19 protein-coding genes and 1 tRNA gene are annotated in these 17,248 nt (G+C 72.2%); 8 read left to right on the top strand and 12 right to left on the bottom strand.

Features of this window, described 5'->3' with window-relative positions:
- The 3 genes from E1166_RS12230 to E1166_RS12240 form a co-directional block, all read left to right on the top strand.
- Nucleotides 1-197 (top strand): hypothetical protein (locus E1166_RS12230; protein WP_132338530.1); only part of this gene is annotated, 197 nt, incomplete at its 5' end.
- The gene (locus E1166_RS12235) at nt 190-396 is read left to right on the top strand and encodes a helix-turn-helix domain-containing protein (RefSeq protein ID WP_132338532.1); all 207 of its coding nucleotides are present in this window, start codon (nt 190-192) and stop codon (nt 394-396) included. The genes E1166_RS12230 and E1166_RS12235, both read left to right, overlap by 8 nt.
- A complete protein-coding gene (locus tag E1166_RS12240) occupies nt 396-1,679 on the top strand; it encodes a site-specific integrase (RefSeq protein ID WP_132338534.1) in 1,284 nt (427 codons plus the stop codon). Before E1166_RS12235 ends, E1166_RS12240 begins: the two co-directional genes overlap by 1 nt.
- Nucleotides 1,680-1,754: 75 nt before the next feature.
- Here E1166_RS12240 and E1166_RS12245 read toward each other — a convergent pair.
- The 8 genes from E1166_RS12245 to E1166_RS12280 all read right to left on the bottom strand — a co-directional run bounded on the left by E1166_RS12245 (nt 1,755) and on the right by E1166_RS12280 (nt 9,316).
- Nucleotides 1,755-1,828, bottom strand: a tRNA-Pro gene (locus E1166_RS12245).
- 98 nt (nt 1,829-1,926) lie between these two features.
- Nucleotides 1,927-2,685, bottom strand: a complete 759-nt coding sequence (locus tag E1166_RS12250) for a TIGR03943 family protein (RefSeq protein ID WP_132338536.1) — start codon at nt 2,683-2,685, stop codon at nt 1,927-1,929.
- Nucleotides 2,682-3,623 carry a permease gene (locus tag E1166_RS12255; protein WP_243710316.1) on the bottom strand — a complete coding sequence of 314 codons (942 nt, stop codon included), beginning with the start codon at nt 3,621-3,623 and terminating at the stop codon, nt 2,682-2,684. Before E1166_RS12255 ends, E1166_RS12250 begins: the two co-directional genes overlap by 4 nt.
- Nucleotides 3,624-4,008: 385 nt before the next feature.
- Nucleotides 4,009-4,986, bottom strand: a complete 978-nt coding sequence (locus E1166_RS12260; RefSeq protein WP_132338538.1) for an ATP-binding protein — start codon at nt 4,984-4,986, stop codon at nt 4,009-4,011.
- A gap of 51 nt (nt 4,987-5,037) precedes the next feature.
- Complete coding sequence (locus tag E1166_RS12265; protein WP_132338540.1) at nt 5,038-6,156, bottom strand: LLM class flavin-dependent oxidoreductase; 1,119 nt, start codon at nt 6,154-6,156, stop codon at nt 5,038-5,040.
- Entirely contained in the window at nt 6,146-6,538 is a 393-nt protein-coding gene (locus E1166_RS12270) for an SCO5389 family protein (RefSeq protein ID WP_132338542.1), read from the bottom strand. The genes E1166_RS12265 and E1166_RS12270 overlap by 11 nt, the downstream gene beginning before the upstream one ends.
- Nucleotides 6,539-6,694: 156 nt before the next feature.
- Nucleotides 6,695-7,660 (bottom strand): cellulose binding domain-containing protein, encoded by a 966-nt coding sequence (locus E1166_RS12275; RefSeq protein WP_165944318.1) that lies wholly within the window; start codon nt 7,658-7,660, stop codon nt 6,695-6,697.
- A 435-nt stretch (nt 7,661-8,095) separates the two neighbouring features.
- Nucleotides 8,096-9,316, bottom strand: a complete 1,221-nt coding sequence (locus E1166_RS12280; protein ID WP_132338546.1) for a helix-turn-helix domain-containing protein — start codon at nt 9,314-9,316, stop codon at nt 8,096-8,098.
- 83 nt (nt 9,317-9,399) lie between these two features.
- On the opposite strand from E1166_RS12280, the gene E1166_RS12285 reads away from it, so the two are divergent.
- Both E1166_RS12285 and E1166_RS12290 read left to right on the top strand, forming a co-directional pair.
- Nucleotides 9,400-10,491 carry a ferredoxin reductase gene (locus tag E1166_RS12285; protein ID WP_132338548.1) on the top strand — a complete coding sequence of 364 codons (1,092 nt, stop codon included), beginning with the start codon at nt 9,400-9,402 and terminating at the stop codon, nt 10,489-10,491.
- A gap of 13 nt (nt 10,492-10,504) precedes the next feature.
- A complete protein-coding gene (locus tag E1166_RS12290) occupies nt 10,505-11,647 on the top strand; it encodes an acyl-CoA desaturase (protein WP_132338550.1) in 1,143 nt (380 codons plus the stop codon).
- Between the two features lie 107 nt (nt 11,648-11,754).
- Here E1166_RS12290 and E1166_RS12295 read toward each other — a convergent pair whose 3' ends face one another.
- The gene (locus E1166_RS12295) at nt 11,755-12,333 is read right to left on the bottom strand and encodes a dienelactone hydrolase family protein (protein WP_132338552.1); all 579 of its coding nucleotides are present in this window, start codon (nt 12,331-12,333) and stop codon (nt 11,755-11,757) included.
- Nucleotides 12,334-12,677: 344 nt separating this feature from the next.
- Here E1166_RS12295 and E1166_RS12300 point away from each other — a divergent pair, with 344 nt between their 5' ends.
- Nucleotides 12,678-13,505 (top strand): hypothetical protein, encoded by an 828-nt coding sequence (locus tag E1166_RS12300; protein ID WP_132338554.1) that lies wholly within the window; start codon nt 12,678-12,680, stop codon nt 13,503-13,505.
- Nucleotides 13,506-13,569: 64 nt separating this feature from the next.
- Here the strand turns inward: E1166_RS12300 and E1166_RS12305 are convergent, their stop codons facing one another.
- The 3 genes from E1166_RS12305 to E1166_RS12310 all read right to left on the bottom strand — a co-directional run bounded on the left by E1166_RS12305 (nt 13,570) and on the right by E1166_RS12310 (nt 15,212).
- The gene (locus E1166_RS12305) at nt 13,570-14,181 is read right to left on the bottom strand and encodes a phosphatase PAP2 family protein (protein ID WP_132338556.1); all 612 of its coding nucleotides are present in this window, start codon (nt 14,179-14,181) and stop codon (nt 13,570-13,572) included.
- 60 nt (nt 14,182-14,241) lie between these two features.
- Nucleotides 14,242-14,409: a hypothetical protein gene (locus tag E1166_RS30875; protein ID WP_165942518.1), complete on the bottom strand. Its 168-nt coding sequence runs from the start codon at nt 14,407-14,409 to the stop codon at nt 14,242-14,244.
- A 95-nt stretch (nt 14,410-14,504) separates the two neighbouring features.
- Entirely contained in the window at nt 14,505-15,212 is a 708-nt protein-coding gene (locus E1166_RS12310) for a spermidine synthase (RefSeq protein ID WP_243706042.1), read from the bottom strand.
- A 184-nt stretch (nt 15,213-15,396) separates the two neighbouring features.
- Here E1166_RS12310 and eccB point away from each other — a divergent pair, with 184 nt between their 5' ends.
- Together eccB and E1166_RS12320 are read left to right on the top strand one after the other, a co-directional pair.
- Nucleotides 15,397-16,776, top strand: a complete 1,380-nt coding sequence (gene eccB / locus E1166_RS12315) for a type VII secretion protein EccB (protein WP_132338558.1) — start codon at nt 15,397-15,399, stop codon at nt 16,774-16,776.
- A 36-nt stretch (nt 16,777-16,812) separates the two neighbouring features.
- The gene (locus E1166_RS12320) at nt 16,813-17,223 is read left to right on the top strand and encodes a DUF2267 domain-containing protein (protein ID WP_132338560.1); all 411 of its coding nucleotides are present in this window, start codon (nt 16,813-16,815) and stop codon (nt 17,221-17,223) included.
- The last annotated feature ends 25 nt before the right edge of the window (nt 17,224-17,248 follow it).

Consider the following 17,248-nt stretch of genomic DNA (forward strand, 5'->3'; position numbering starts at 1 on the left):
CCCGCCCCCTGGTCGCGGTCCGGCTCATCGGCCCCACCGCCACCGTCAAGGCCCACGCCGCCACCATCGCCGCCCAGCTCGCTGCCCACTACGACCGCGAGCGCATCACCTGCCGCACCAGTACTCATTCCTCCCGTCAGGCCGGTGAAAGCCGGGCCTACATCACCATCACCCCGAAGGAGGCACCACATGGATAGGACCCCAGTCCCGATCGTTCCGAGGTGGCATTCCCCGGCCGAGGTCGCCGCGATCCTCGGCTACGGCTCGTCCAAGGTAAAGATGAAGATCGCTACCGGGGAGCTGCGCTCGGTCAAGGACGGCAAGTACCGCCGCATCCTGCCGGAATGGATCGATGAATACATCCAAGCCCAGATCGACCGGCAGGAGGCGGCCTGATGCCCGGCAAACGCGCCAACGGCGAAGGCTCCATCTTCCCGTACCGAAACGGGTTCGCCGCCTACGTCTGGGTCACCAAGCCGGACGGCAAACGCGCCCGCAAGTACGTCTACGGCAAGACGCGCGATGAAGTCCACGACAAGTGGGTGAGGCTGCACCAGCAAGCCAAGGCCGGCCCCGTTGCCACGAACGTCCCCACGGTGGCGAACTACATGACGTACTGGCTCGCCGAAATCGTGGAGCCGAACCTCGCCCCACTGACCTACGCCACCTACGAGACCCTGAGTCGCCTCTACATCGTCCCCGGCCTCGGCACAAAGCGGCTCGACGGCCGCCTGTCCGTGCGCGAGGTGCAGACCTGGTTGAACAAAGTCGCGAAGACGTGCCAGTGCTGCGCCCAGGGAAAGGACGAACGCCGGCCACCGAAGAACCGAAAATGCTGCGCGGTCGGCCGGTGCTGCCAGGACCTTCCCTCGGCTCGCACCGTCAAGGGAATACGCGCTGTTCTCCGCTCGGCCCTCTCGCAGGCCGTGGTGGAGGAACTGGTCGTGAAGAACGTCGCTGCTCTCGTGAAGCTTCCGCCGATCCGCACCCGAAAGGGCAAGTCGTGGAGCAGTGAGGAAGCCCGCGCGTTCCTGGAATCGTCCCGCGACGGCGACGACTACCTGTACGCCGCCTACGTCCTGGTCCTCGTGCTCGGCCTACGCAAGGGAGAAGTCCTCGGTCTCACCTGGGAGCACATCGAGTGGGACGGCTGGGACAAGCCCTGCACCCCGCATGGCGAGCACTTCTGCGAGCATTGTCGCGACCACCACGACATCAGCCTCGTCATCGACAAGCAGCTCCAGCGGGTACGCGGCCAGCTCTTGCATCGGGCCACGAAAACTGAAGAGTCGGACGCACCCCTCCCGCTGCCGGCCATCTGCGTCACCGCGCTGCGGCACCGCTGCCGGCAACAGGAGGCGGCCAGGAAGAAGGCCGGCGATGCCTGGCATGACACCGGCATGGTCTTCACGACCCGCTACGGATTGCCCGTCGAGCCGCGCAACTTCAACCGGTCCTACGACAGCCGCATCGACCGGGCTGGCGTCCCGAAGATCACGGTTCACGACGCCCGACGTACCTGCGGTTCGCTCCTGGTCGACCTGGACGTGCATCCCCGGATCGCGATGGCGATCCTGAGGCACGCAGACTTCTCGATCACGATGGAGATCTACAGCCAGGTCTCGTCCAAGGCGACCCGCGAGGCCCTGCGGAAGCTCGGCGAGAGCCTCGATCAATGAGCCGTTGCTGTACTTCGCTGCTGTACAAGATCAGAAGAGACCACCCGGAAGATTCCGAATGGCCTCTGACCTGCGTCGGGACGGCCGGATTCGAACCGACGACCCCTTGACCCCCAGTCAAGTGCGCTACCAAGCTGCGCCACGTCCCGATGCTCCCGCGTGTTGCTCCCCGCGGCAGCCGGTACAGCTTAGCGCAAGATCCTCGGTACGCGCGCACAGCCCCTACCGCGTCGCGGCCCGGGGCCGGTCACTCGTACGGGTCGCGGGGGGCCGGCACCTGCCGCCAGCTCTCCACCTCCAGGTACGGGATCTCGAAGTCGTTGATCGGGTCTCGCCCCATCCGGCTGGTGTAGCGGCCGGTCACCTCGATCCAGGTGTCGTCGGCGAGCCCGGTGGGGGTGTTGCCGCTCAGCCCGACCTTGGTGGGCAGGCCGTCTGCGGCGCAGCAGGACAATCGCATCCGGGTCAGGATGGGCTGCTTGTCCGCCCCGGCGACGGTGAAGCCGGTGACCCGGACCCGCCGGTCGCCGATCGACTGCCCCTTGTCGAACACGGCACGGACCGCGTAGTCGTACACGGTGATGGTGGCGGGATCACCGTCGGGCAGCGGAGGGTATTCGGGGAGCCCGCCGGAGGCCAGCGAGGTGCCGGACTGGTTGGCCGCGTACGCGCCGAGGGCCGGCGGGGCGACCAGCAGCAGGCCGAGCGCCGGCAGGATCAGCAGCCAGGCCACCCGCGGTTCGTGGTGGGCGTGCCCGTGGTCGTCGTGGTCGCCGTGCGCGGCATCAGTGGCGGGAGAGGACGTGGCGGGAGAGGACCGGCGCAGGGCGGGCCGCATCTCGTACCAGAGGGTCATCACGGCGGCGGCGATCAGCAGCAGACTGGCGGCGATCAGGAAGGGACGCAGCCCCTCCTTGACGTAGCGCAGGTACAGGTCGGAGAGGCTGGCGCGTAGCACCGCCCCGCCGAGCAGCAGCAGGACGCACGCCTGGGCCTGACGGTTCACAGCAACACCATCCCGGTGACGGCGGCGACGACGACCGCGACGACGAACGTGGCCGGGGCGAACCGGGCGGCGAAGCCGCGCCCGAAGATCCCGGCCTGCATGGAGATCAGCTTGAGGTCGACCATCGGTCCGACCACCAGAAAGGTGAGCCGGGCGGTCAGCGAGAACTGCGACAGCGAGGCGGCGACGAAGGCGTCCGCCTCGGAGCAGATGGACAGCAGAACGGCGAGCACCGCCATCGCCAGCACCGCGAGGACCGGCTCGTCGGCGAGGGCCTGCAGCCAGCGTTCCGGCACCAGGACGTTGATGCTGGCGGCGGCCGCCGCACCGATGACGAGGAAGCCACCGGCGTGCACGATGTCGTGCCGCACGGCCGACCAGAACGCGGCGCCGCGGCGGGCGTCGTCCAGGTCGGGCCGGTGGGGCAGGCGGATCCAGTCGGTACGCCCCAGCCGCAGCCAGAGCCAACCCATGATCACGGCGACGATCAGGCTGGCCACGGCCCGGCCGAGGACCATCTCCGGGTTGGCGGGGAAGGCCACCGCCGTGGCGGTGAGCACGATCGGGTTGATCGCCGGGGCGGCGAGCAGGAACGCCAGCGCGGCGGCCGGGGTGACGCCCCGGCGGATCAGCGAGCCCGCGATCGGTACCGACCCGCACTCGCAGCCGGGCAGCACCACCCCGGCGGCGCTGGCCACCGGCACGGCGAGCGCGGGATGGCGGGGTAGCGCCCGGGCCCAGAAGGACCGCGGGACGAAGACCGCGATCACCGCCGAGAGCAGCACCCCGAAGACCAGGAACGGCACCGCCTGCACCATGACCGAGACGAAGACCGTGGTCCAGGTCGCCAGCGAGGGCGCGGAGAGCAGCGCGGCGAGGGGTTCACGCAGGGCGATGAGCAGGATCAGCAGCGCGGCGAGCACCTCCACCGAGCCGATCCGGTCGGTGAGCCGGTTGCGGGGAGGTCCGGCCGGTGCCGGTTCTGCGGTCGCGGGGGGTGCTCCGCCGGGATCGGCGGTGCCGGTGTGCTCGGGTGCGACCACGTTCTCTCCGTTCTCGCCACCGGGCTGGGCGGCCGGATCCACGGTGGTCACGGCACACTCGCCGACGGACCTGCTGCGCCGGCGCCGGGCGGGGGCCACAGTGTATCGAGCGGCATCGCCGGCGACGAGAGGCCGGTGCGGGTGCGTCGCGGCGCGGGCCCCGATATTTCCGTCCAGGGGTGATGCCGGTCGGCGCGGGAAGGCGGGCTGGGTGGCGTGGCCCGCGTCGTGTTCCTCGGCGGTTGCGAGGGCGGGCAGGGCAGCTACCCGCCCTCGCGGCTCAGACCGGGGTCGGGGCGACGGACCGGATGGCCGCTGGGCCCATCACGAAGTCCGGGTCGATCTGGGCGGTCAGGTCCGTGCCGGCCCGCTCGTTGGCCCAGGCCGCGGCGTTGCGCCGATGGAACTCGTGGGCGTGCCGGGTGAACGCCGCCCAGTCCTGCACGGTGGCGTCGACCTGGTCGACCAGCCGGTCCAGCACCGCGCGGTTGGCCGGTTCCAGCTCGTCCAGCGGGCCGACCGTGCCGCGCTCGGCCCGCCGTACGTAAGCCGAGCGGCTGAGGTGGCCGAGCAGGTCCGCGCCGACGTGCTCGCGCAGGAAGGCCAGGTCCGCGTCGTCCTCGACCTTGTTTCCGATCACCGAGAGGGCGACGTCGTAGTCGCGGGCGTAGGCGGCGTACTGGCGGTAGACGCCGACGCTGCGCAGGGTCGGCTCGCAGACCAGGAAGGTGCGGTCGAAGCGGGTGAACAGGCCGGAGGCGAAGGAGTCCGCCCCGGCGGTCATGTCCACCACCACGTACTCGCCGGGGAGGTCGACCAGATGGTTGAGGATCAGCTCCACCGCCCCCACCTTGGAGTGGTAGCAGGCGACACCGAGGTCCTGCTCGGTGAACGCGCCGGTGACGGCGAGCCGGACGCCGCCGACCTCGCGCACGTGCGCGGTCCAGACGGGGTTCTCCTCGATCACCCGTAGCAGCCGCGAGCCGACCCCCGGCGGGGTGGTCTTGACCATGGCCGTCGCCGAGCTGATCCGCGGGTTTCCGCCGCGCAGGTACTCCTTGATCCGGGGGAGCCCTTCGCCCAGCGGGGGCAACCCGGCTGCCTGTTCCGCCGTCGCGCCGAGCGCGGCGGCCAGGTGCTGGTTGATGTCGGCGTCGACGGCCAGCAGTGGACGGCCGGTCGCGACGAGGTGGCGGGCGACGAGAGCGGCCAGCGTCGTCTTGCCGCTGCCGCCCTTGCCGACGAATGCGATCTTCATCGTCCCTGCTCCCGCACTCCAGTAATGGGAACCGTTTCCATGATGGTGACTCTAGTCGGCCGTCCCGGCCGGTGTGACGGAAGCCCCCATCGTGTCGTTTGTCGGAATCGCGGCGGAGCTGCCGGTGGCGCCGGTCCCGGCTTGCAGCACCTCGGCGGCGAACCGGTCGATGGTCCGCAGGGTCCGGCCCCGATCGGCGGCGGCCTCCACCATGAACAGCAGATGCCGTACGCCGGGCAGGGCCGCGGCCCGGGCCACGGCCGCCCGGCACCGGACGGGCGCACCCACCGGATGGATGTCGATCAGGTGCTCGGTGTACCGCAGGGGATCCCGGCCCGGCCCGGAGGAGCCGTCGATGCGCTGGTGTTCCGCCGCGCCGGCCAGCAACCCCGGTAGCCCCGCCCGGACCGCCCGGGCGGCCTGCTCGTCGCTGTCGGCCAGGTACGCCAGATGCGCGCTGGCGTGCGGCACCCGGCCGGGGTCGTGGCCATGCCGGGCGGCGACCCGCGCGTACCGCTCGAGCATCGCCGCCTTCTCCGGCAGGTCGGCGTGCATCCCCAGCAGCAGCGGGAAACCGTGCCGGGCGGCCAGCTCCACCGTCGGCGGGGAGGTGGCGGCCACCCACACCGGCAGTGCCCGGGTGGGGCGGGGAACCACCGGCACCGGGCGAAACGGGAAGCGGGAGTTGCCGCTCACCGTCGCCGCGCCGGAGGTCCAGCGGCCCAGCACGTCGAGGGCGTCGGCGAAACCGTCGGTGTAGCGGCCCAGTCCGGTTCCGAAGACCTCCAGGTCCACCCACGGGCCGCCCCGACCGACGCCGAGGCGGAACCGGCCCCCGGAGAGCGTGTCGAGCAGGACGGCCTCCTCGGCGAGGGCGACCGGGTGCCGGTCGGAGAGCACGCACGCCGCCGTGCCGACGGTGATCCGGGCGGTGGCGCCGAGCAGGTACCCGGCGAAGGCGGTCGCCGAGGGGCAGACCCCGTAGGACACGAAGTGGTGCTCGGCCAGCCAGACGCCGGCCCAACCGGCGGCCTCGGCCGCCAGGGCGTACGCGTGGGCGTCGGCCAGCGCCTCGGAGTGGCTGGCGCCGGGGTGCTGCCCGGCGAGCAGGAAAAGGTGGGCGTCGACCCCCCGCCCTGCCCGCCGGGGCGCCGGGAGGTCAGCAGTCACGCAGCTCGGGGGACTGGTTGAGCAGCTGGCCGCGGGTCGAGACGAACTTCTGGTACGCCTCCGAGCCGACCGCCGACAGCCGGAACGCGGCGACCCGGTGGCAGTTCTGGAAGGCGAGCTTCACCGCGAAGTGCCGCTCCAGGGCGCCCCGGATGGCGTCGCTGGCCAGTGCCCGCAGCAGCTGGCCCCGCTCCGCCTCGCTCGGCGGCGGGACGACGTTGTCGGCGAACTCCGCCTCGGACGACCGCAGGTCGTCGACGACCCCACTGACCAGCTGCCACGCGTACGGCAGGGAGTCGCGGACGCAGGCGACGAACTCGGCGTCCGACACCGGGCCGGCCTCGGCGGCGTCCAACAGGGTGGGTGGGACGGTGAGCGACATGCACTTCTCCTCGGGTAGAAACGACAACCATTGCCAACCAATCGTGCGCAGTGAGCACACCATGTGACAGAAGGTGTCGTCAACGACCTGACCACCGGGAATCGCCGGATGGATTCCCGGTGGCCGGGCCGGCCGTACCGGCCGAGGGTGACGCGGCTACGGAGTGGGCGGCGGCGGATCGACCGCGATCCCGATGTACGCCGGAGCCGAGAAGTTGCCCGAACTGTCGAAGGCCCGAACCCGGAACGCGTAGGTGCCGAAGCCACGGGACACACCGTAGGCGAACGGGGTGCCGACCAGGCTCACGCCGGACACGGTGCCGCTCTGCTGCACCTCGTACCCCGCGACGAAGACGTTGTCCCGCGAGGCGTCCCAGGTGATCCGGTAGTGGCCGTCCTGGGGGCCGGTGAGCCGCAGGTTGGTCGGCGTGCTCGGGGGCTGGCTGTCGGGCGGGGCGCCCAGCTTGATGATGGCGAACGGGGACGCGTTGCCGGCGGCGTCGACCGCCCGGATGCCGAAGGTGAAGACCATCGGCGGCGGGGTCGGCATCGTGTGGCTGGTTCCGGTGGTGGTGGCGACCTGGGTGCCGTTGGAGAAGATCTCGTACCGGTCGACGCCGCGGTCGTCGGTCGAGGCGTCCCACCGGAGGGTGAGCGTCTGGCTCCCGGTGCTCGTGCGGGGGTTCGCCGGGGTGGTCGGGGCGCTGACGTCCGGGCGAGCCCCGGCGCAGGGTGCGTTGTTGACCAGGCATGCCTGTGGGGTGCCGGTGCCAGTCGAAACCCAGCCGAAGCTGGTCGAGGCGCCCGGGCCGAGGGTGCCGTTCCACGGCAGGCTGGTGAAGACGTAGCGCGTGCCGACCCGTGCCAGTTCCGCGTTCCAGTGGTGGCTGACGCTGGTGCCGGGCGGCAGGTCGAACTCCACCCGCCAGCCCGCCATCGTCGCCGGCGTGTTGTTGTGGACGGTCATCTTCCCGACGTGGCCGGTCGACCACTCGCTCTCTTTCTCGAAGGCCGCGACGGCCGCGCGGGCCGGCGCGGGCAGGACGGCGACCGCCGCGGCGGCCAGGACCAGTGCCCCGGCGAGGGTGATCCACCTGGCCGGGCGCAGGATCAGCGTCTTCACCCCTAAGACTTTAATGGATGTCGATGTGTTTAGGAACTGTGGCCGGTCGGGGTGTCCGGCGTTGCGGAGGCCGCGATCCTGAAACGCCGGTTCGCGGGACTGGGGCAATCGGCTGGCGCTGCGGGAGGTGGCCCTGTGAGCCGGCCGCACGCGGGCTGTCGCGGTCGCCGACGCCTTCGGGGACACCACGTTCGACACGCGCCGTGACGACCGGCGGGCGGCGTACATGCTGCGCCGCGACAGCGTGACGGGCGAGCAGCACCTCGTCGCGGGTGTGCAGCCGTCGTCGGCGTCGATCCAGTACGGAAAGAGGTGGCGGCTGTAGCCGGTGCCGACCTCGGCGGCGACCGCGAGGTTGGCGACCGCGCTGGGCAGCGAGCCGGACCAACCGACGGCCGAGGCCGGATGGGCCAGGCCGACGGTGGCGGTGGGGCGTCACGACTGCGGCGGGAAGGCCAGCGCCAGGGTCAGGTCCAGCACGGTCGCCGGGTCGTTGAGGCGATCGCCGTACAACTCGCGGACGCGGCCCATCCGGTAGCGGACGGTCTGCGGGTGCACGAAGAGGTCGGCCGCCACGTCGTCGCGCCGCCCCTGGTGCAGCAGCCAGGAGCGCAGCGTCTCGGTGAGCCGCTGGGCGGTCGCCGGGGCCAACCCGGCCAGCGGGCGTAGCACCTGCTCGCGCAGGTCGGCCAGGGCCGCCGGGTCAGTGCCGAGCACCAGTCGGGCCAGGTGCGCCTCGGTGTCCAGCGGGGTCCCGTCCGCCGGCCGGTCCAGGCCGAGCGCCAGCGTGCGCAACACCCGCTGGTACGACTCGGCGACCCGGGTCCACGGCCGGGCCGGGCCCAGCGCGGCCCGGTGCCCGTGCAGCGCGGTGACGAGCCGGCGGCGGCGCGCGCCGTGCATGTCCGGGACGAGCAGCACCGCCGGCTCCTCGGCCAGCTCCACCCCGGGCAGGTCCTCCCCGCTCTCCAGGGTGTGCGGGTTGAGTACGGCGAGCACGGCCCGCAGGTTGCTGCGGGGCAGCACCGCGACGGTGAGCGTCTGCGGAGGCGGCCACTCGGCCCGCTCGGCGCTTCGGCGCAGCACGTCCTCCGGCTCCCCGGCGAGGAGCTGCTGGGCGAGCCGTTCCAGGTAGCGGCGGCGCATCCGGCCGGCACTGGCCAACTCGTCGGCGTGCCCGGCCACGCTGGCGGCCGACAACTCGTCGATGTAGGCGAACAGCAGCTCGGCGAACTCGGCGACGGTCTCGGCGGACAGGCCGTTGCGTACGGCGGTGGTGGAAACCTCCCGCCAGGCGACCCGGGCACCCACCCGGTACGCGGCCAGCAGCGCGTCCATGCTCCGCCCCGAGCGGGCCTCCCCGCTGCCCAGCGCGTACGCGGCCTCCAGCGCCCGGTTCAGTGGGGTGCTCGGGTCGGCATCCTCGGCCCGCACCACCAGCTGGAGGAACGTGTCGAGCGCGATGCGTACCGCATTCTCGATCTTGTCGCGCATCTGGCCGGTGAGGGTGCCGGAGTAGTCGGGAACCTCGGCGGTGATCGCGGTGACGGTACGCTCGGCGACCACGGACAGCCGGTCGCGCAGCCGGTCGGCCACCTGCTCGTCCAGCTCCAGGTGGGCCGCCCGGTGGGAGGTGGCCCCGCAGTCGTCGGTCATGTTGTTCACCTCGAACAAGAACCCGTGCCCGATTCACCTTCGCTGGTCAAGATGTTATCCGTACCGGCGACGACCCTGGAGACATGACCACCACCGTTCCGCGTTCCCCGGCGCGGACCTCCGTCCGCGACCGGCTCCTCCGGCTCGCCGCGACGGTCACCACCCCGCTGCTGCCGGAGGACTATCTCGACCTGATCGCGCCGCTGCGCGCCGGGGCGGCGCTGCGCGGCCGGGTCCTCGCCGTCGACCCGGAGACCCGCGACGCGGCCACCCTGACCATCCAGCCCGGCCGGGACTGGCGGGGGCACACCCCGGGCCAGTACGTCCGCCTCGGCGTGGACGTCGACGGGGTCCGGCAGTGGCGCGCGTACTCGCTCACCTCCGCCCCCGGGCGCCCCGACGGCCGGATCCGCGTCACCGTGAAGGCCATCCCCGACGGCAAGGTCAGCAACCACCTGGTCCGGCGGCTGCGGCCCGGCACGATCATCCACCTCGACCAGGCGCAGGGCGACTTCGTGCTGCCCGACCCCGCCCCGGCCCGGGTGCTCTTCCTGACCGCCGGCAGCGGCATCACCCCGGTGATGGGCATGCTGCGCGCCGGCGCGCACACCCGCTCGGACGTGGTCGTGGTGCACTCCGCGCCCACCGCCGACGACGTCGTCTTCGGCGCCGAGCTGCGGGCCCTCGCCGCGCAGGGCGCGATCCGGCTGCTGGAACGGCACACCGACACCGACGGGATGCTCGGCGTCGACGAGTTGGCCGGGCTGGTCCCCGACCACCTGGAGCGGCAGACCTGGGCGTGCGGGCCGATGGGCATGCTCGACGCGGCCGAGCGGCACTGGAGCGCCGCCGGTGTGGCGCAGCGGCTGCACACCGAGCGGTTCCGGCCGACGGTAATCTCCCCGGGCGAGGGCGGCACCGTCACCTTCACCCGCACCGGCCTCACCGTGGCCGCCGACGGCGCCACCCCGATCCTGGACGCGGGGGAGGCCGCCGGGGCGCTCATGCCGTCCGGCTGCCGGATGGGCATCTGCTACGGCTGCGTGGTCCCGCTGCGCCAGGGCGCGGTGCGCGACCTGCGCAACGGCGAACTCACCACCGCCGTCCCCGGTGACGGCGTCCTCATCCAGACCTGCGTGTCGGCGGCGGCCGGTACCTGCGACATCGAACTGTAGACCGGAGGCCGACGTGACCGTGATCCAGAAGAAGCCGGACAACCCGATCGCGCACCTCAGCGCCGCGGACATCGAGATCATCGGCAAGGAGCTCGACGCCATCCGTAACCGGGTGCTCGCCGAGCGCGGCGAGGCGGACGCGCGGTACATCCGCACCGTCATCAAGACCCAGCGGACGCTGGAGGTGGGCAGCCGGGCCGTGCTGCTCTTCTCGCTCTTCCCGCCGGCCTGGGTGGTCGGCACCCTCGGCCTGTCGATCGCCAAGATCCTGGAGAACATGGAGATCGGCCACAACATCCTGCACGGCCAGTACGACTTCATGCGCGACCCGAAGATCCACTCCACCACCTGGGAGTGGGACCACGTCTCCCCGGCCGACCAGTGGAAGCACTCGCACAACGAGCTGCACCACCGGTACACCAACGTGCTCGGCAAGGACAACGACCTCGGCTACGGCATCATGCGCGTCGACGAGGACCAGAGGTGGCACCCGATGCACCTGGGGCAGCCGCTGTGGAACTTCGTCAACGCGTGCTTCTTCGAGTACGGCATCGCCGCCTACGACCTGGAGCTCGGCCGCAACCTGCAGAAGGGCCGGCACCGGGACCCGGCGTTCCGGGCCCGGGTCCGCGCCGTCGGCCGCAAGATCCGCCGGCAGGTTCTCAAGGATTACGTGATCCATCCGCTGCTGTCCGGTCCGTCCTTCCTCACCACCCTGGCCGCCACCTTCACCGCGAACCTGATCCGCAACCTGTGGAGCCATTCGGTGATCATGTGTGGGCACTTCCCGCAGGGCGTGGAGACGTTCGAGAAGACCTCCATCGAGGGCGAGACCCGGGGCGAGTGGTACCTGCGGCAGATGCTCGGCTCGGCCAACATCAGCGGCAGCCGGCTGCTGCACATCATGACCGGGAACCTGTCGTTCCAGATCGAGCACCACCTCTTCCCCGACCTGCCCAGCAAGCGGTACCAGGAGATCGCCCCGCAGGTGCGGGCGCTGTTCGACCGGTACGGGCTGAAGTACACCACCGGGCCGCTGCCCAAGCAGGTCGCCTCCGCCTGGTGGAAGGTCATCCGCCTCTCGCTGCCGAACCGGCGGTCGACGCAGTCGGCCGACGGCGTTCCCGCCCGTAGCCTGGCCCCGACCGGGGTCTGAACCACCGACCACGCGCCGCCCACCGGGTACCCGGTGGGCGGCGCCGGAGTGTTCGGGCAAACCGCGGTCGCCGTGGCCCACCCACGGCGGTCCGCTGACCGGAGCCGTCAGCCGACGGCGCTCAGGAAGCCCCGCACCCGGTCGACGAGCAGCGCGGCTGCCGCCGGGTCGTAGGACGGCAGGCCGTCGTCGGCGAAGAGGTGCCGCTTGCCGGGATAGAGGAACAGTTCACCCCGGGCCGCCCCGTCGACCAGCGCGCGGGCGGCGGCTAGGTCGCCCTCGTCGACGAACACCGCGTCGGCGTCCATCCCATGCACCTGCACCGGCACGCCCGCCGGCCATCCGTCGCCGAACTCGGTGGCCGAAAGGCACGCCTCGACGAACACCGCCCCCCGCGTGCCGGGGCGGGTCTGGGCCAGGGCCTGCGCCGGCAGGACACCGAGGGAGAAGCCCGCGTACACCAGCGTCTCGGGCAGCCCTTCGGCGGCGTGTCGGCCCCGTTCGACGAGGGTGCCGAAGCCGACCTGCTGGGCATGCGCGAGGCCGGCGGCCAGGTCGTCGAAGATCCGGCCCTCGTACAGGTCGGGCAGGTGGACGGTGTGCCCGGCCATCGTCAGGTGCGCGGCGAAGCGGCGTACCCCGGGCGTGAGCCCGAGTGCGTGGTGGAACAGCAGGACCTCGGCCATCTGAACTCCCTCGACCGCGGGACCGCCCCGCGCGCCGACCATGATGGCCGCCGGGTGCGACAACCGGCGGGCGGACCGCGATGGGAACCGCAAGACGGGCAGAAGATAATATGACCGTTCAATCCGGATAGGACCCCTTCCGTCGGCTACTGGCAGTAGTCGGATTTTAGATAATGCCTGGTCACTTGGTTGCCTACCGTGATCGCACCGTAACGGCACCGGCTGGTCGGCCGACCGGCGCAGCCGCGGGTCATGGAACAGGAGCAACACATGTCAGGTCACATCGGAATCCGGCGCATCGCCGCGCCCCCCTCGTCCTCGTGCTCGGCGCCACCGTCACGGGCGTGGTCGCCGTCCCGAACCCGGCCTCGGCCGCCGTACCCGGCCTGGTGCGGATCTCCGCGGTCAGCGCGAGCAACTCCAACGACTTCCGCGGCGTCACGGCCACCTGCCCGGCCGGAAAGGTGCTCATCGGCACCGGTTACGAGGTCGACGGGGCTACCGGCGAGGTGGTGGTGGACGACTTCACGCCCAACGGTGGCGCGGCCATCGCGCCCACGGCGGTGACCGTCGGGGCGTACGAGGCGGACCCGTTCGCCGGCAACTGGACCGTCACCGCGTACGCGGTCTGCGCCAGCCCGCTGGCCGGGCTGGTCCGCGTCTCGGTGGCGGGCACCACCGACTCGAACGACTTCCACGGCACCACCGCCGCGTGCCCGACGGGCAAGGTGATGACCGGCGCCGGCTTCGAGATGACCGGTGCCACGGGTGAGGCGGTGGTGGACGACTTCACGCCCAACGGCAGCACGGTCACCGCGCCCACCGCGGTGACCGTGGGGGCGTACGAGGCGGAGACGTTCACCAGCAACTGGAGCCTCACCGCGTACGCGATCTGCGCCAACCCGGTACCCGGGCTGGTCAGGTTCACGGCGGTCAGCGCCAACAACTCGACCGATTCCCGCTTCGTCACCGCGAGCTGCGGCAGCGGTCAGGTGCTGACCGGCACCGGGTTCGAGATCACCGGCGGCACCGGCGAGGTGGTGGTGGACGACCTGCGGCCCAACGGCAGCGCCGCCATCGCTCCGACCTCGGTCACCTCCGGCGCCTACGAGGAAGACGTCTTCGCCGGGAACTGGAACCTGAGGTCGTACGCCATCTGCGCGACCCGCTGACTCGCGAGCCGACGCAACGGGGGTGGGCCGTTCCGGCAGCCGGGACGGCCCACCGTCGTACCACCTAGCCGAGCAGCAGGAACGTCGGCGCGGCGACCAGCACACCGGCCGTCGTGCCGGCGAGCACCTGAGCCGTGGTGTGGTCGCCCAGCCGCACCCGGGACCAGCCGATCAGCGCGACCAGCCCGGCCAGCGTCAGCAGCGCGGGCCCGAACAGGATCACCAGCACGGACACCGAGCCGGCGGAGACCGCCGCGTGGGCGCTGAGCTTCCAGACCTGGTTGACCGCGGTCACCACGAGCAGTACCGCGAACATCACCACCACCATGGCCACCAGCGGTCGGGGTGCGCCCAGCACCACCAGCACCGCGAGGCCCGCCAGCACCGAGGTCAGGCCGAACAGCAGGGGCTTGCGGCGCTGCTCACGCCGCCCGATGTGGTGGTCGGTGAGCCGGCCGCGCCGCACCTGCCAGAGGATGACCGCGTACGGCACGGCACTGTTGAACAGCACCGCCAACAGTCCCCAGCCGAGGCCGGCAGACAGCGCCGGCGCGGTGGCGTGCACCGCCACGACCAGCGGCATCAGCGCCGCCCACACCGCCGGAGCGAACACCTCTGTGACGACACGGGCCGGACCGGAGCGGATCGGTGCGACTACTGTGGTCTGTGCGGGCATGCCGACACCCTGCCACAGGGGGCCGCCCTCGCCCGGGCGGCAGGGTTCTCCTCGGCCGCGTCAGCGGCCGGCTGAGTGTCGGTGCATCGCCTGCCGTCCGCGGAGGAACGCCAGCACGATCACCGCGATCAACGCGACACCGCCGATGATCGCCAGCCACCGCACCGCCTCCAGGAGCAGCCCCAACAGGATGATCGCGCCGGCGATGACGCCGACGACCCAGAGCATGGCCCGCACACTGCACCTCCCGGCTGACCGCCTGACCCACGTGCGTGCATACCCACGTCGCCAGGCCACATGCCGCGGTCAGGTGGAGAAGCGGCTCAGCGCCGGGCGACGTACACGGTGTTGGCCGACTCGCCGCCGGTCAACGGGTTGGCGAACCGCACGACGTGGGCCTGCCAGGTGGAGAACACCTCGGCCAACGCCGCGCCGAACCCGTCGTCCGGCGGGTCGTCCGACCAGAGCGCGAACACCCCCTCGGGATGTAGCCCTCGGGCCAGCCGACGCAGCCCGTCGGGGGTGTAGAACGGGGCGTGGCTGGGGTGCAGCAGGTGCCGGGGGGAGTGGTCGACGTCCAGCAGCACGGCGTGGAACCGGCGGCCCGGGTGCTCCGGGTCGAGGCCGGCACCGTTGGCCACCGCGGCGAAGAAGTCGGCCCGCACGAAGCGGGTACGCGGATCCGGGGCCAGCCCCGCGGCGAACGGCAGCAACTGTCGCCGGTGCCAGTCGATCACGTCCTCGATCGCCTCGACCACCACCAGGGAGCGGACCCGGGAATCCTCCAGCGCGGTGCGGGCGGTGTAGCCGAGGCCGAGCCCGCCGACCACCACGTCCAGAGCGTCACCCACCAGCGGCGCCAGGCCCAGCCGGGCCAGTTCGATCTCCGCCACCGGGAAGAGGCTGGACATCAGAAACTCGTCGTCGAGCTTCACCTCGAACACGTCGACGCCAACGGCCGGATCGTGGCGGCGACGCAGGCTGATGGCCCCGATCGGGGTTTCCCGCCAGGCCAACTCCTCAAAACGCATGCCCAACCCGGCCTCCCTGCCGTCGTCGTCGTGCCGGATGCTACCCGTGCACCCCTGCCGCGCCGCGTACCTCGACCTCGCGGCTGGCCTGGGGCCGGCGAGCGGTGGCGGACGACGACGCAGGGTCTCCACGGCATCGACGCACCGCTTATCCTGGCCCCGACGACTCGCCGGAAGGGACGCCATGCCGTCGCGGCAGGACCAGCTCCACTCGTACCAGTTCACCGTCCAGCGGGCGGTCGCCGCGCTGGTCATGCGGGAGACCGACCCGGCGCAGTCCCCGTTTCGCCGGCTGGCCGGCGCCGGCGTCGCCAGCGTGCTGGTGGCGGCCATCGCGTTGGGGGGCTTCGCGCTCTACGGCCTGTTCGCCGGCGGCGGCAACAAGTGGCGCGACCCGGGCGCGGTGATCGTGGAGAAGGAGTCCGGTGCCCGGTTCGTCTACCGCGACGGCAAGCTGCATCCGGTACTCAACTACGCCTCGGCGCTGCTGATCATCGGCGCGGAGCGATCCTCGACGGTGCTGGTCTCCCGCCGTTCCATCGCCGGGGTGCCCCGTGGCTTGCCGTTGGGTATCGCCAACGCCCCGGACTCACTGCCCGCGCGGGGGCGGCTCTCGACGGGTCCGTGGACGGTCTGTTCGGTCACACGGGCTCAGGCGGGCCGGTCGGTGCCCCGTTCGACGGTGCTGATCGGCCGGGACGCCGACGGCGGACGGTCCACCGGCCAGGACGGGGTGCTGGTCCAGCACCCCGACGGTGGCCTGCACCTGATCTGGGGCAACCGCCGCCACCTGCTGCGCGACACCAGCCGGGTGCTGGCGGCGCTGGCCACCACCCGGGAACGGGCGGTGCCGGTGGCGCCGGCGCTGCTCAACGCGCTGCCCGCCGGTGCCGACCTGGCCCCGCTGGCGCTGCCCGAGCTGGGACGGCACTCCACTGCGGTGCCCGGCGCGACGGTCGGCGACGTCTATCTGGTCAGTAACTCCGGCGGTGGCCGCCAGTACGCCGTCGTCCAACCCGCCGGTCTGGCCGGCATCACCGAACTCCAGGCGGCCCTGCTGATGGCCCGCACCGGCCAGGGCGAGCCCCAGCCGGTCACCCTCGGCCGGTTCGCTGCCCTGCCCAAGGTGCCGGACCTGGTCCCTGCCGGCCCGACCGCGCCGCCCGCGGTCCCGCCCCGCCTCACCGGGGCTGACGGTGGGCTCTGTGTCCGGGTCGCGGACGCCGGGGAGGTCGACGAGGTACGGGTGGGCGCGGACGTGCCCGACCTGGCCGGGCCGGTGTCCGGCCGCGGCGACGCGGGGGTGCCGGCCGACCACGTGGTGGTCGAGCCCGGTCGGGGAGCCGTCGTCGAGTCCGTCGCCGCGCCGGGCGCCACCGGTGGCGCGGTCTCCGTCGTCACCGACCTCGGCCGGCGGTACGTGCTCGCCGACGCCGAGGTGCTGCGGATGCTCGGCTACCGCGACGTGCGGCCGGTGCGGCTCCCCGCCGGCCTGGTCGATCTGGTGCCCGCCGGCAGCCCACTCGACCCCGCCGCAGCCCGGGCGGTCACCACCCCCGCCTGAGCGGTTTGCCGCCGGTGCGGCCGGGTACCCGCCCGCGTGCGGTTTCCCCTCTTCGTCGACGCGGTGGCCCGTCGGGCGCAGTTGCGCCCCGAGCAGGCAGCGGCGATCTCCCGGGCCGTGTTGCGCACGGTGGCCGAGCGGGTCCAGACCGGCGAGGCCGACGACCTGGCCGCGCAGCTACCCGACGAGCTGAGCGCTTACCTCGACGAGTCGACGGGCCCGACCGGGGTCGCGCGGGCCGGCACGTTCGGGCCGGTGGAGTTCCTGCGTCGGGTGGCCGATCGGGCCGGGGTGGAGCCGGCGACCGCCCAGGTCGGCGTCCGGGCCGTCTTCGCCACGCTGCGGGAGGCGGTGACGGTCGGCGAGTTCGAGGACCTGATGTCCCAGTTGCCGGGTCGCCTGACCCGGGGGATCGAGCCCCCGGAGCCGGGGCCGCGCGACGGGTGAGCCCGTCCGCGGCCCGCCGGTCCTC

The sequence above is a fragment of the Micromonospora sp. KC213 genome, assembly GCF_004348325.1.
Classification (GTDB): domain Bacteria; phylum Actinomycetota; class Actinomycetes; order Mycobacteriales; family Micromonosporaceae; genus Micromonospora.

Coding starts and splice junctions, on each gene's coding strand:
- E1166_RS12235 (WP_132338532.1), top strand. CDS start 190: ATGGATAGGACCCCAGTCCCGATCGTTCCGAGGTGGCATTCCCCGGCC.
- E1166_RS12240 (WP_132338534.1), top strand. CDS start 396: ATGCCCGGCAAACGCGCCAACGGCGAAGGCTCCATCTTCCCGTACCGA.
- E1166_RS12260 (WP_132338538.1), bottom strand. CDS start 4,986: ATGAAGATCGCATTCGTCGGCAAGGGCGGCAGCGGCAAGACGACGCTG.
- E1166_RS12270 (WP_132338542.1), bottom strand. CDS start 6,538: ATGTCGCTCACCGTCCCACCCACCCTGTTGGACGCCGCCGAGGCCGGC.
- E1166_RS12280 (WP_132338546.1), bottom strand. CDS start 9,316: ATGACCGACGACTGCGGGGCCACCTCCCACCGGGCGGCCCACCTGGAG.
- E1166_RS12285 (WP_132338548.1), top strand. CDS start 9,400: ATGACCACCACCGTTCCGCGTTCCCCGGCGCGGACCTCCGTCCGCGAC.
- E1166_RS12295 (WP_132338552.1), bottom strand. CDS start 12,333: ATGGCCGAGGTCCTGCTGTTCCACCACGCACTCGGGCTCACGCCCGGG.
- E1166_RS12305 (WP_132338556.1), bottom strand. CDS start 14,181: ATGCCCGCACAGACCACAGTAGTCGCACCGATCCGCTCCGGTCCGGCC.
- E1166_RS30875 (WP_165942518.1), bottom strand. CDS start 14,409: ATGCTCTGGGTCGTCGGCGTCATCGCCGGCGCGATCATCCTGTTGGGG.
- E1166_RS12310 (WP_243706042.1), bottom strand. CDS start 15,212: ATGCGTTTTGAGGAGTTGGCCTGGCGGGAAACCCCGATCGGGGCCATC.
- eccB (WP_132338558.1), top strand. CDS start 15,397: ATGCCGTCGCGGCAGGACCAGCTCCACTCGTACCAGTTCACCGTCCAG.